The following is an 11,898-nucleotide window of genomic DNA, read 5'->3' as shown; positions in this document are numbered from 1 at the left end:
CCAGGCTTCGAGCGGAGTGTCCCGAAGCCCTGCCGGGAAGGGCCTGGATGGCGCACAGGGCACCCAGCACTTCCTGGGAGGCAGGTCCTCGGACTCCGCGCCGTGAAGGGCGCTGCACCGGTTGCGGGACAGGTCCGGATTCGCACCGGATTCCCCTGCGTTCAGGCCCATTTGTAGCCGGGCGCAGGGTTACACGAGGGACGTCCGGAGACGAGGGCTCGGTCAGACACTCACCGCTTCAGACTCCGGGGAGGCGGTGTGGGCGAGGCTGGCGAGGTAGCGCTCGGTGTCGATGGCGGCCTGGCAGCCACTGGCTGCGGCGGTGATCGCCTGGCGGTAGGTGTGGTCGACGACGTCGCCGGCGGCGAAGACGCCGGAGAGGTTCGTGCGCGTCGAGGGGGACTCGACCTTGATGTAGCCCTCGTCGTCGAGGTCGACCTGGCCGGTGAAGAGCTCGGTGCGCGGGTCGTGGCCGATGGCGATGAACAGGCCGGTGGCGTCGAGGTCGCGGGTCTTCCCGGTGATGGTGTCGCGCAGGACGACGCCGGAGAGCATGCCGTTCTCTTCCTTGAGTTCGGCTATCTCGCTGTCGAACGCGAAGGAGATCTTGTCGTCGGCGAACGCCCGGTTCTGCATCACCTGGGAGGCTCGCAGGGCGGAGCGGCGGTGGACGACGGTGACGGAGCGGGCGAAGCGGGTGAGGAAGGTGGCTTCCTCCATGGCGGTGTCGCCGCCGCCGACCACGACGATGTCCCGGTCGCGGAAGAAGAACCCGTCGCAGGTCGCGCACCAGGAGACGCCTCGGCCGGACAGCTCGTCTTCGTTGGGGAGGCCGAGCTTGCGGTAGCCGGACCCGGTGGCGATGATCACCGTCTTCGCGCGGTGGACGGTGCCGACGGAGTCGGTGAGGAGCTTGATGTCGCCGGTGAGGTCGACTTCGACGATGTCGTCGTCGATCATCTCGGCGCCGAAACGTTCGGCCTGGGCTCTCATGTTGTCCATGAGGTCGGGGCCGTCGATGCCGGTGGGGAAGCCGGGGAAGTTCTCGACTTCGGTCGTCGTGGTCAGGGAGCCGCCGACGAAGATCGAGCTGCCGAACAACAGCGGCTTGAGCTGGGCGCGGGCCGTGTAGAGGGCGGCGGTGTATCCGGCGGGGCCGGAGCCGATGATGACGACGTCGCGTATGCCGTCTCTCTGATCGATGTCGCTCACGCCCTTCACGCCTTCTTGGCGTCGATGTCGGCGATCAGGCCCTCGATGAGGGTCTTGATCTCGTCGCGGATGGGGCGGACGGCCTCGACGCCCTGGCCGGCCGGGTCCTCCAGGGTCCAGTCGAGGTAGGTCTTGCCGGGGAAGTACGGGCAGGCGTCGCCGCAGCCCATCGTGATGATGAAGTCGGACGCCTGGGCGGCCTCGACGGTGAGGACCTTCGGCTTCTGGTCGGAGATGTCGATGCCCAGCTCGGCCATCGCGGCCACGGCGGAGGGGTTGATCTGGTCGCCGGGGAGGGAGCCCGCGGAGCGGACCTCGACGCGGTCGCCCGCGAGGTGGCGCAGGAACCCGGCGGCCATCTGCGAGCGGCCGGCGTTGTGAACACAGACGAAGAGCACGGAGGCGAGCGGAGCAGTCATCGGTACTTCCTTGGGGCAGGGGTGGTGCGGGGGACGGGGATGGCTCAGGAGCCGGACGGCAGGCTGTCCAGCAGGGCGGTGATCCGGGCGTCGAGGGCGTCGCGTATCTCGCGTATGACCGCGATCGGCGCGCCTTCGGGATCGGGGACCGGCCAGTCCAGGTAACGGTGGCAGGGGAAGATGGGGCAGGCGTCGCCGCAGCCCATGGTGATCACGATGTCGGCGGCCTGGACGACCTCGTCGGTCAGCGGCTTGGGGTAGACCTCGTCGAGTGCGGCGCCCGACTCGGTGAGCGCCTGGACCACGTGGGGGTCGACGGCACCGGACGGGTGGGTACCGGCGGAGGAGACGATCACCTCCTCCCCGGCGCGGTGCGCGAGCAGGGCCGCGGCGAGCTGGGAGCGGCCGGCGTTGTGGCTGCACACGAACAGCACTCGCGGTCGGCCGCCGCCAGCGGCGGTCCGGTTCTCGACGTGCGCGAGTGCGTCCAGACGCTCCGCGGCGAACCGCTCCGCGAGCACGACGAGGTGGGTGCGGACGTGCGCGTTCGCGGCGAGTCGCCGATAGGAGTCAGCGATCAGCCGCTGCACGGTTTCCGGGGAGAATCGGCCCCGGTGGCGCACGGCGAGTTTGGCGGCACCGGCCGCGAGGCGTTCGTCGGGAAGGACCGGGTGCGAGGACGCGGCCATGGCGTGAACCCCCCGGGTTCAAAGAGATCAGCCCAGGCTGGTATCAGCACCGGGTGATGTGAGAGTATCAGCCCATGATGACGTCAGTCGATACTGATCTGATCCGGGTGCTGGGAGACCCCCTGCGCCTTCAGATCGTGACCCTTCTCGCCCGCGAGACGCTCTGCACCACCCACCTCGTGGAGGAGACCGGTGCCAAGCAGACCAACCTCTCCAACCACCTGAGAGTGCTGCGCGAGGCCGGGGTAGTGGAGACGGAACCCTGCGGCCGGTTCACCTACTACCGGCTCAAGCTGGACGTCATCGAGCAGCTCGCCGGCCAGTTCGCCGCGCTGGCGCAGACCGCGCGTCTGACCGCCGAGGCGAACTTCAAGCGGTCCTGTCCCTGACTCTGCCCCAGTGCCTCAACTGCCCGAGGAGGCCCATCCCGTGACCGCCACCGAGCCCGCCGCGAGCGACGCCATAGCCGCCGACCTGTCGCCGCAGCCCGCCCCCGGCGCCACCCCGCCCCGTACCCCGCTGATCGCCCGCGCCGCTGCCGAGCTGGTGGGCACCGCCGCCCTGGTGGCGATCGTCGTCGGCTCCGGCATCCAGGCCACGAAGCTCACCGACGACGTCGCTCTGCAGCTCCTGGCCAACTCCACGGCCACCGTCTTCGGCCTCGGCGTGCTGATCGCTCTTCTCGGCCCGGTGTCCGGCGCGCATTTCAACCCGGCCGTCACCCTGGCCGAGTGGTGGACTGCCCGCCGGGGCGGCGCCGGGGTGAACGCCCGCGACCTCGCCGTCTATGTCCCGTCGCAGATCGTCGGCGGGATCCTCGGCGCGATCCTGGCCGACGCGATGTTCGGCGAGCCGCTGGTGAAGTGGTCCACCCACGACCGCTCCGCCGGCAACCTCCTCCTCGGTGAGGTCGTCGCCACTGCCGGCCTCATCCTGCTGATCTTCGGCCTGGCCCGCACCGACCGGCTCCGCTTCGCGCCCGTCGCCGTCGCCTCGTACATCGGCGCCGCCTACTGGTTCACCTCCTCCACCTCCTTCGCCAACCCCGCAGTGACGATCGGCCGCGCGTTCACCGACACCTTCGCCGGCATCGCGCCGAGCTCGGTGCCCGCGTTCGTCGGCATGCAGCTGATCGGGGCGGCCGTGGGCCTGGCCCTGGTCGCGGTCATCTTCATGCGCGGCAAGGCCGACGCGGAGTGACCCAGGCCGTGGACGTGATGGTGATCGGCGGTGGCCAGTCCGGGCTCGCCGCCGGCTACCACCTGCGCCGCCTTGGCCTGGACTTCGCCATCCTCGACGCGCAGTCGACGCCGGGCGGTGCCTGGCAGCACACCTGGGACTCCCTCCACCTCTTCTCGCCTGCCGCGTACTCCTCCCTCCCTGGCCGTCTCATGCCCCCGCAGCCGGGTGAGACGTACCCGGACGCCGGTCATGTCGTCGACTACCTGACCGACTATGAGCAGCGGTACGACCTCTCGGTCCACCGCCCCGTACGTGTGGCCGGTGTCCACCGTGACGGCGCACTCCTGCGCGTCGAGACCGACTCCGGTACATGGCTGGCACGGGCGGTCATCAGTGCCACCGGCACCTGGTCGCGGCCTTTCATCCCCGCCGTTCCCGGACGTACGGAGTTCCAGGGCGCCCAGCGCCACACCGTGGAGTACCGCAGCGCGGCCGACTTCGCCGGACAGAAGGTGATCGTGGTCGGCGGTGGCAACTCCGGCGCCCAGATCGCTGCCGACCTCGCGTACGACACCGACCTGACCTGGGTCACCCTGCGCGAACCGCGCTACCTCGCCGACGACATCGACGGCCGGACCCTCTTCGACCACGCCACCGCCCGCCGCCGCGCCCTGGACGAAGGCCGCACCGACACTGGCGGCGTCGCCTCGCTGGGCGACATCGTCGCCGTGCCGCCCGTCCGTACCGCCCGTGACGCCGGCCTGCTCAAGGCCCAGCCCATGTTCACCCGCCTCACTGAGACCCGGGTTGTCTGGGCCGACGGCATGACTGCCGAGGCGGACGCGATCATGTGGTGCACCGGTTTCCGCCCCGCCCTCTCCCACCTGGCCCCGCTCGGCCTGCGCGGCCCCCGGGGCCACATCCCCACCGCCGGCACCCAGGCCCTGGGTGAACCCCGCCTCCACCTGATCGGCTACGGCGACTGGACCGGCCCCGCCTCCGCCACCCTCATCGGCGTCGGCCGCCCCGCCCGCGACGCCGCCCGGAGGATCGCGGATCTGCTGCGCTGACAGCGATCCCTCGGTGGTCAGCCGTGCCGGGCGACCTTGACGGCGGAGACGAGCAGAACCATGGCCAGGGCGGGAATCAGCAGAAGATCCGGGACGACTCCGAGCAGCGCTCCACCCACCAGCGCACCGGCGACGGAACCGCTGATCATGGTCGTTGCGAAGCGGAGGTTGGCGCCGAGCACCTTGAAGCTGCCGTCACGGCTGTAGCGGGCGAAGGCGACCAGCATCGTCGGCAGGGACACAAGCAGTGACAGGCTGCCGGCTGCTTTGATGTCGACCGCGAAGAGCAGCACGATGGTTGGGATCAGCAGTTCGCCGCTGGCCACACCCATGATCGCGGCAACCACGCCGATGCCGAAGCCGGCCACCACGCCGCAGGCCACTTGAGCCACCAGGGGCAACGCGAGCGATCCCAGGGCGGTGGCATGCGTGACCACCAGCGCCGCGGCCATGAGCACCATCAGCACGGCCAGCACCTTGTACAGGGTGGCGCTCCGCATCCGCACTACCCACGACGCACCGGCCCACGCGCCGAGCAGGCTGCCTGCCAACAGGTTGACCGCGACGGGCCAGTGCCCGAAGACCTCGGACGGCGGCACCGCAGCAAAACGGGCGGGCAGCGCCACGAGGACCACGACCAGGCTCATCGCCTTGTTCAGGATCACGGCCGAGAGAGCGGCGAAACCGAAGACTCCGATCAGCAGTGGCAGGCGGAACTCCGCGCCGCCCAGGCCGATCATCCCGCCGAGAACGCCGACGGCCCCACCTGCGGCGAACACCCATGGGGCTGAGTTGGTTGTCGTCGCGATGAGGTCCTTGTTCACGGCCATGGCAGGGATCTTCGCTTGCCTCACGCCCCGCCCGCCATGGGCCGGCTCATCCTTCGGCCAAAGGCACCGGCGACCCGCGCGCCGTTTGGTGGAGAGCTCCAAACCCTCAACGGGGCTTACACCACGGTGCTGCTGCGGCGCTCGACCAGGACGACGTCCCGCCACGCCTCGTGGTGACGGCCGATTCGTTCGCGGGTGCCGATGACCCGGAAGCCAGCCCGCTCGTGGACGGCCAGGCTCGCGGTGTTCTCGGGGAAGATGCCGGACTGGATGGTCCAGATCCCCGCCGCCTCGGTGGAGTTGACCAGTGCCTTCAGCAGCGCGGAGGCGACGCCCCGGCCCCGGGCATCCGGGTGGACGTAGACGGAGTGCTCGACCACGCCCGCGTACGCGCACCGGTCGGACACCTTCGACGCGGCGACCCAGCCAAGGACACGGCCGGTCTCGTCCACGGCGGCGAAGCGATGCCCGGGCAGCTTGGCCGCGTCGAACTGTTCCCAGCTCGGTGCCGTGGTCTCGAAGGTGGCGTTGCCCTCGTCGATGCCGGCCTGGTAGATCGCGATCACTTCGTCGGCGTGTGCGGCGGTGAGCGGAACCACCAGGGAGGAGGTGGTCACGCGGCGGCAGCCTTGGTGAGCAGCTGTCCCATGGCGGCCAGGACGGCGGGCTCGACGCGGTAGTAGACCCAGGTGCCGCGCCTCTCGGAGGACAACAGTCCGGCCTCCTTCAGCTTCTTCAGGTGGTGCGAGACCGTCGGCTGGGAGACGCCGACGTCGGAGATGTCGCACACACATGCCTCTCCGCCCTCGTGTGAGGCGACGGCGGAGAACAGCCGCAGCCGGACCGGGTCGCCGAGCGCCTTGAACATCCTCGCGGTCCGCTCGGCCTCCTCGGCCGTCAGCGGACGCTCGGCCAGGGGCGGGCAGCACGGCTCGACCTCGGGCTCCAGCAGCGGCAACACGGTGGCATTCGGCATGCATCTATGTTGACACACGTCGAAGCAGGGCAATCGGTCGATGCTTCACCCGGAGGGAAGCGCCTGAGCACGCAGATTCGATGAATGTCTATGTTGACGTTCATCGATATCGAGTGCCATCCTGGGCCACGAAGAGATCGGCAACCGTCGAAGCAAGGGGAACCGTCATGAACGCCATCGCCACCGACCAGCTGCCCGTCCTCGTGATCGGTGCCGGGCCCGCCGGCCTGGCCGCCGCCGCCCACCTCGTCGAGCGCGGACTGGAACCGCTCGTCCTGGAGGCCGGACCGGCCGCCGGCGCTGCGGTGCGCGACTGGGCGCACGTCCGGCTGTTCTCCACCTGGGGCGAGGTCACGGACCCGGCCGCCGAGAAGCTCCTCGCGCCGACCGGCTGGGTGAAGCCCGATGTGAAGACGTACCCGACCGGCGGCGACTGGGCGGAGAAGTACCTCCAGCCGCTGGCCGACGTCCTCGGCGACAAGGTCCGCTTCGGAGCCACGGTTACCGGCGTTTCCCGCTCCGGCCGCGACCGGATCGTCGACTCCGACCGCGAGACCCAGCCCTTCGTCGTTTACGTCACCCACGCCGACGGGCGTGAGGAGCGACTCTTCGCCCGCGCGGTGATCGACGCCTCCGGCACCTGGGCCGTCCCGAGCCCGGCCGGCGCCTCCGGCCTGCCGGCCCTCGGCGAGAAGGCCGCAGCCGACCGCGTCACCTACCGCGTCCCGGACCTCAAGGACCCGGCCGCCCGTGCCCGATACGCGGGCAAGCGCACCGCCGTCATCGGCTCCGGCGCCTCCGCGTTCACCGCTCTCGCTTCCCTCGCCGACCTGGCCAAAGCCGAGGACGGCGAGGGAACCAAGGCGGTGTGGATCCTGCGCCGCGGCATCTCCGGCTCCACCTTCGGCGGCGGCACGGCCGACCAGCTCCCCGCCCGTGGCGCCCTCGGCCTCGCCGCCAAGACCGCCGTCGACGAGGGCCACGCCGACGCCGTCACCGGCTTCCGCACGGAGTCGATCGAGCGCGACGGCGAGCAGCTCGTCCTCGTGGCGGAGGACGGCCGCCGGCTCGCCCCGGTCGACGAGGTCATCGTCCTCACCGGCTTCCGCCCCGACCTGTCCTTCCTCGACGAACTCCGCCTCAACCTCGACGAACGCCTCCAGGCCCCCGTCGAGCTCGCCCCGCTGATCGACCCGAACCAGCACTCCTGCGGCACCGTCTACCCGCACGGCGTGAAGGAGCTCTCCCACCCGGAGGAAGGCGTCTACCTGGTCGGCATGAAGTCGTACGGCCGCGCCCCGACCTTCCTCGCCCTCACCGGCTACGAGCAGGTCCGCTCCGTCGTCGCCGCCATCGCAGGCGACCGCGAGTCCGCGGAACGCGTGGAACTCGTCCTCCCGGAGACCGGAGTCTGCGGCGGCGCCGGCCTCTTCGACCAGCCCGACACCGACACGGCGACCGATGGCGGTGGCTGCTGCGCCCCGGCGCCGGCGCTGATCCAGCTCGGCACCACGAGCCCTGCGCCGTCCTGCGGCTCGTGACCGATCTGAACACCCGCACGAGCGGGGCCGCGACCGGGACGGGGGTCCGGTCGCGGCCCCGCGCCGTGCTGCCCGCGTCTACTACGCCTTCCCCGTGCTGCTCTCCCGCATCACGGCCGACACCGGCTGGTCGTCAGGTACCACGTCGGGCGCGTTCTCCCTGGCCCTCCTCGTCTCCGCAGCCGCAGGCGTGCCGATCGGCCGCATCCTGGACCGACGCGGCCCCCACTTGGTCATGACAGGGGGCTCCGCCCTCGCGGTCACAGGCGTGCTGTCCGTGGCCTTTGCCCCCAACCTCCCTGTCTTCTACACCGCCTGGGCCCTGACCGGCATCGCGATGGCCGCCACCTTCTACCACCCCGCCTTCGCCGCACTCACCCGCTGGTGGGGGCCCGACCGCGTCCGCGCCCTCACGATCGTCACCCTCGCGGGCGGCCTCGCCTCCACCGTCTTCGCCCCGCTCACCGCCACCCTCGCCGACCACCTCGACTGGCGCACGACCTACCTCGTCCTGGCAGGCGTGCTCGCCGCGATCACTCTCCCCGCCCACGCCCTCGCCCTACGCGCTCCCTGGCCACCAGCCCCACAGACCCAGGACCCCGAACAGCCGACCGGAGACGACCGAACCGCACGCAGCAGGCCCTTCGTCCCGCTCGCCACCGCGTTCACCCTCTCCGGCTTCGCCATGTACGCGGTCGTCATCGGGCTCGTACCACTCCTCGAACAGCGGGGCGCGAGCCCGACCACCGCCGCGTGGGCCCTCGGCCTCGGCGGCGCCGGCCAGACCCTCGGCCGAACCCTCTATGCCACGCTCGCCACCCGTACGACCGTCACCACCCGAACCGCCGCCCTGATCGCCCTTGGCGGCGCCACCACCGCTGCCCTCGCGCTGGTCCCGGGCCCGATCCCGCTCCTCGTCCTGCTCTCCGTGCTCGCCGGAGTGGTACGGGGCAACCTCACCCTGCTCCAGGCCACGGCGGTCACCGACCGCTGGGGGACCACCCACTACGGTCGCCTCTCCGCCCTCCTTACAGCCCCGGCCACCATCGCCGCCGCCCTCGCCCCTTGGGCCGGAGCCGCCCTCGCCGGTCCGCTCGGCGGTTACGGCGACCTGTTCCTTGCCCTGAGCGGAAGCTGCCTCGCGGCAGCTTTCCTGGCGACGAGAACCGCCCCGCGAGAGAAGGCCTGCGCTACTGGGGTCTGATATCAACGAGCACCCGGCACAGTGCGGTGGCGTCGTCGACCGCCTCCCGGCAGTCGGCATCCGAGATCACCAGCCGTTGGCCGACGGAGGATCTGGAAGTGGGCACTCGCCGCAGGTACTTCTCGTCGACGACACCGTCGTTGTGGGTGAAAACATGCCGCGCCGCCCAGGTCCGGAGCAGCCGCTGCCAGACGGACGACTCCAGCGAACCGCGTACGCCGGGGAATCCGGCCGAGACGAAGAGGTCCGCCATGTCGTCCAGCCGCTGGAAGACACTCCCCTTGCCGCGCAGCCGATCTGCCGCGTCCGTGACGTACTCGTGGAACACAGAGGATCCGAGTGCTTCCACGACACCCACGACATTCTCGATGGTGTCGACCCAGCTGCGGGTGAACACACCCTGCTCGCGCAGCGTGGCCCGGATTTCGTCGGGCAGCGAGGCCAGTGCGTCGAGCCGGGCGGTCTCCGCCTGTAGCGCGTCGAAGGCGATGGTGGCCGCCGGCAGCTGACCACACGAGGGGCAGTAGCGGTGCTCGCCGAAGACGCCGTAACGGATCTCGCATCCCGCGCACGTCCGCGTACGGGCAAGCCGCTCCTCGTCAATCTCGGGCAGTGGGCGGGGATATCGCGGGCGGCTGCGGAACGACACCGAGACGTGGCCACGACGTGAGGAGCTCCGTGTCTTGCGGAGCATCCTCGTGAACCCCTGCTGCACGATCTGCGCGCCGAGCGCCCGCGCGGTTTCCATGGCTCGCTCGCGTTGCTGATCGGTCAGGAAATCCGAGTGGACCGTGTGGTGGCCGCAGTACACGCACCAAAGCCGGAGGTCATCGGGCAGTGCCTCGTAGTCATCGCCGTGGACGCGGAAGAGCATCGAGCACTCGGGGCACTGGCGCCCGAAGAACCCGTCCACGTCGAACGGGATGCTCACGCTCACCTTGTACTGGTCTCCCTGGCGGCCGGTGATCTTCGCACCGTCCGGCATGGGGAACGGAGAGTTGTCCCACATGAGTTGATTGTGGACGAAGGCACTGACAAAGAGCCTCGGTTGGGCCAGAACAAGCCCGGGCCGGGTACTTCAGGCGAAGGCCAGCTCGCGGAACGTGTTGCGGACCTCGGTCAGCTGCTGGCGGTCGCGGGTGTAGTAGAGCTTGTTGGTTAGCAGCACCGCCCACCGGTCCTTGGCGGGGGAGATCCACCTGCCGGTGCCGGTGAAGCCGTAGTGGACCCAGACGTCCTGCTCGTTCGTGGTGCCGGGGGCCGGGTGCCAGAACAGGCCGCGCTCGGGCCGGAGGCCGCCGGTCTGCACCGCGAGGGAGTAGGTCGTCCACTCGGCGCCGAAGCCGGCCGGGGCCGGGGTGAGGTCGAGCATGTGGTGCAGGAAGACGGCAATGGGTTGCGTGGTTCCGGTCACCAGCGTCCTCCCAGGGACCGGGCCGCCTGAACGCCGGAGCGGCAGCCGTCCTCGTGGAAACCCCACCCCTGCCAGGCGCCTGCGTACGCGGTCACCCCGTCGTTCAGGCGGCCCAGATGCTTCTGTGCCGTGACGGACACGGGGGTGTACACCGGGTGCTCGTACACCATCCGTTCCACCACGCGGTCGACGGCGATGCCGTCCTGGCCGCCGAGGGTGACGACGTAGTCGGCGCCCTCGGGCAGGTGCTGCAGGCGCCGCATGTCGTAGCTGACGCGGACGGGTTCCGTGGACGGGTCGCAGCCCGTCATGCGGTAGTTCCAGCTGGCGCGGGCGCGGGGCGAGCGCGGTAGGAGGGCGGTGTCGGTGTGCAGCACGGTGGGGTTGCGCGAGTAGGTGAAGGCTCCCAGAAGCCGCTGCTCGTCCTCCGTGGGATCGGCGAGCAGGCGCAGCGCCTGGTCGGGGTGGGTGGCGATGACGACGCCGTCGAAGCCTTCGGTGCCGTGCTCCTTGGTGGTGACGAGTGCACCCCGGACGGTGCGGTGGACGGCGTCGACGGGGCTGGAGGTGCGGATACGCGGGATGTGCTTGGCGGCGGCGGTGACGTAGGCGGCGGATCCGCCGGTGATGGTCTTCCACTGCGGGGAGCCCGTGACGGACAGCAGGCCGTGGTGGTGCAGGAAGGTGAACAGGTAGGCGGCCGGGTAGGACAGGGCGGTCTGCGCGGGGCAGGACCACACCGCGGCGACCAGCGGCAGGGCGAAGTGGCTGACGAAATAGGGGGAGAATCCGCCCTCGCGCAGATAGTCCCCGAAGGTGATGCCCGCTTGGGCGCCCCGGGCCAGGAGGCGCCGGGCGCCGCGGTGGAAGACCGGCACCTCGGCAAGCAGCCGCAGATGGCGGCCCCGCAGCGCGGCCCGGGACGCGAACAGGGCGGCCGGGCCCCGGGCGCCGGCGTACTCCAGGCCGCAGCCGTCGCACCGAACCGACATGCTCATCTCGGCGTCCCGCGTGCTGATCCCGAGCTCTGCGAAGAGCCGGAGCAGGTTGGGGTAGGTGCGTTCGTTGTGGACGATGAAACCGGAGTCCACCGCCACGGTCCGCCCGCCGGCGGCAGGCAGGTCGCGGGTGTGGGCGTGGCCGCCGAGCCGCCCGTCCGCCTCGTACAGGGTGACCTGATGCGAGCGGGCGAGGATGTAGGCGGCGGTCAGGCCCGCCACCCCCGAGCCGATGACCGCCACTGTCCGGTCTTGCACCACAACCGCTCCCGCCACTCGACACGCCGCCAGGCTGCTGCGTTTCACCCGTACTTCGCAGCGGCCCGGGGGCCGGATTGGAGGAGATCCCAGCGGCGGCACGCC

Annotated in this window: 12 protein-coding genes, 2 pseudogenes and 1 riboswitch; of the genes and pseudogenes, 5 read left to right on the top strand and 9 right to left on the bottom strand. The window is 70.6% G+C overall.

Features of this window, described 5'->3' with window-relative positions:
* Positions 1 to 61: 61 nt before the first annotated feature.
* A riboswitch (cobalamin riboswitch) is annotated at positions 62 to 186 on the bottom strand.
* A gap of 36 nt (positions 187 to 222) precedes the next feature.
* From trxB to DEJ50_RS07970, 3 genes are read right to left on the bottom strand one after another with little or no spacing between them, the layout of a single operon-like run.
* On the bottom strand, positions 223 to 1,203 hold the full coding sequence (gene trxB, locus DEJ50_RS07980; protein WP_150211993.1) for a thioredoxin-disulfide reductase: 981 nt from the start codon (positions 1,201 to 1,203) through the stop codon (positions 223 to 225).
* Between the two features lie 14 nt (positions 1,204 to 1,217).
* Complete coding sequence (locus DEJ50_RS07975) at positions 1,218 to 1,631, bottom strand: arsenate reductase ArsC (protein ID WP_150206878.1); 414 nt, start codon at positions 1,629 to 1,631, stop codon at positions 1,218 to 1,220.
* A 44-nt stretch (positions 1,632 to 1,675) separates the two neighbouring features.
* On the bottom strand, positions 1,676 to 2,320 hold the full coding sequence (locus DEJ50_RS07970) for a low molecular weight phosphatase family protein (RefSeq protein ID WP_150206877.1): 645 nt from the start codon (positions 2,318 to 2,320) through the stop codon (positions 1,676 to 1,678).
* Between the two features lie 74 nt (positions 2,321 to 2,394).
* Here DEJ50_RS07970 and DEJ50_RS07965 point away from each other — a divergent pair, with 74 nt between their 5' ends.
* The 3 genes from DEJ50_RS07965 to DEJ50_RS07955 are packed head-to-tail and all read left to right on the top strand — an operon-like array spanning position 2,395 to position 4,572.
* Positions 2,395 to 2,709 (top strand): ArsR/SmtB family transcription factor, encoded by a 315-nt coding sequence (locus tag DEJ50_RS07965; protein WP_150206876.1) that lies wholly within the window; start codon positions 2,395 to 2,397, stop codon positions 2,707 to 2,709.
* Positions 2,710 to 2,749: 40 nt separating this feature from the next.
* Complete coding sequence (locus DEJ50_RS07960) at positions 2,750 to 3,520, top strand: aquaporin (protein WP_150206875.1); 771 nt, start codon at positions 2,750 to 2,752, stop codon at positions 3,518 to 3,520.
* Positions 3,517 to 4,572 carry an ArsO family NAD(P)H-dependent flavin-containing monooxygenase gene (locus tag DEJ50_RS07955; protein ID WP_150206874.1) on the top strand — a complete coding sequence of 352 codons (1,056 nt, stop codon included), beginning with the start codon at positions 3,517 to 3,519 and terminating at the stop codon, positions 4,570 to 4,572. Before DEJ50_RS07960 ends, DEJ50_RS07955 begins: the two co-directional genes overlap by 4 nt.
* A gap of 17 nt (positions 4,573 to 4,589) precedes the next feature.
* Here DEJ50_RS07955 and DEJ50_RS07950 read toward each other — a convergent pair whose 3' ends face one another.
* The 3 genes from DEJ50_RS07950 to DEJ50_RS07940 all read right to left on the bottom strand — a co-directional run bounded on the left by DEJ50_RS07950 (position 4,590) and on the right by DEJ50_RS07940 (position 6,378).
* Complete coding sequence (locus tag DEJ50_RS07950; protein ID WP_150206873.1) at positions 4,590 to 5,402, bottom strand: sulfite exporter TauE/SafE family protein; 813 nt, start codon at positions 5,400 to 5,402, stop codon at positions 4,590 to 4,592.
* A 116-nt stretch (positions 5,403 to 5,518) separates the two neighbouring features.
* Positions 5,519 to 6,019, bottom strand: a complete 501-nt coding sequence (locus tag DEJ50_RS07945; protein WP_150206872.1) for a GNAT family N-acetyltransferase — start codon at positions 6,017 to 6,019, stop codon at positions 5,519 to 5,521.
* The gene (locus DEJ50_RS07940; protein WP_150206871.1) at positions 6,016 to 6,378 is read right to left on the bottom strand and encodes an ArsR/SmtB family transcription factor; all 363 of its coding nucleotides are present in this window, start codon (positions 6,376 to 6,378) and stop codon (positions 6,016 to 6,018) included. Before DEJ50_RS07940 ends, DEJ50_RS07945 begins: the two co-directional genes overlap by 4 nt.
* A gap of 167 nt (positions 6,379 to 6,545) precedes the next feature.
* On the opposite strand from DEJ50_RS07940, the gene DEJ50_RS07935 reads away from it, so the two are divergent.
* Together DEJ50_RS07935 and DEJ50_RS07930 are read left to right on the top strand one after the other, a co-directional pair.
* Positions 6,546 to 7,919 carry an FAD-dependent oxidoreductase gene (locus tag DEJ50_RS07935; protein WP_150206870.1) on the top strand — a complete coding sequence of 458 codons (1,374 nt, stop codon included), beginning with the start codon at positions 6,546 to 6,548 and terminating at the stop codon, positions 7,917 to 7,919.
* Positions 7,916 to 9,123, top strand: a pseudogene (locus tag DEJ50_RS07930) (MFS transporter). Before DEJ50_RS07935 ends, DEJ50_RS07930 begins: the two are co-directional and overlap by 4 nt.
* Here DEJ50_RS07930 and DEJ50_RS07925 read toward each other — a convergent pair.
* From DEJ50_RS07925 to DEJ50_RS07915, 3 genes and pseudogenes are all read right to left on the bottom strand, one after another.
* Positions 9,110 to 10,132 carry a hypothetical protein gene (locus DEJ50_RS07925; protein ID WP_150206869.1) on the bottom strand — a complete coding sequence of 341 codons (1,023 nt, stop codon included), beginning with the start codon at positions 10,130 to 10,132 and terminating at the stop codon, positions 9,110 to 9,112. The pseudogene DEJ50_RS07930 and the gene DEJ50_RS07925 sit on opposite strands and share 14 nt — an antisense overlap.
* 69 nt (positions 10,133 to 10,201) lie before the next feature.
* Positions 10,202 to 10,516: pseudogene (locus DEJ50_RS07920) on the bottom strand (serine hydrolase); the annotation flags it as partial.
* Positions 10,517 to 10,533: 17 nt separating this feature from the next.
* Entirely contained in the window at positions 10,534 to 11,793 is a 1,260-nt protein-coding gene (locus DEJ50_RS07915; RefSeq protein ID WP_223837664.1) for an NAD(P)/FAD-dependent oxidoreductase, read from the bottom strand.
* Positions 11,794 to 11,898: the final 105 nt, after the last annotated feature.

The organism is Streptomyces venezuelae, assembly GCF_008642295.1.
Lineage (GTDB): Bacteria > Actinomycetota > Actinomycetes > Streptomycetales > Streptomycetaceae > Streptomyces > Streptomyces venezuelae_C.
Note: the sequence above shows the minus strand (reverse complement) of the source record. Positions and strands in the feature narration are given on the sequence as shown.

Coding starts and splice junctions, on each gene's coding strand:
- DEJ50_RS07975 (WP_150206878.1), bottom strand. CDS start 1,631: ATGACTGCTCCGCTCGCCTCCGTGCTCTTCGTCTGTGTTCACAACGCC.
- DEJ50_RS07970 (WP_150206877.1), bottom strand. CDS start 2,320: ATGGCCGCGTCCTCGCACCCGGTCCTTCCCGACGAACGCCTCGCGGCC.
- DEJ50_RS07965 (WP_150206876.1), top strand. CDS start 2,395: ATGATGACGTCAGTCGATACTGATCTGATCCGGGTGCTGGGAGACCCC.
- DEJ50_RS07950 (WP_150206873.1), bottom strand. CDS start 5,402: ATGGCCGTGAACAAGGACCTCATCGCGACGACAACCAACTCAGCCCCA.
- DEJ50_RS07940 (WP_150206871.1), bottom strand. CDS start 6,378: ATGCCGAATGCCACCGTGTTGCCGCTGCTGGAGCCCGAGGTCGAGCCG.
- DEJ50_RS07935 (WP_150206870.1), top strand. CDS start 6,546: ATGAACGCCATCGCCACCGACCAGCTGCCCGTCCTCGTGATCGGTGCC.
- DEJ50_RS07925 (WP_150206869.1), bottom strand. CDS start 10,132: ATGTGGGACAACTCTCCGTTCCCCATGCCGGACGGTGCGAAGATCACC.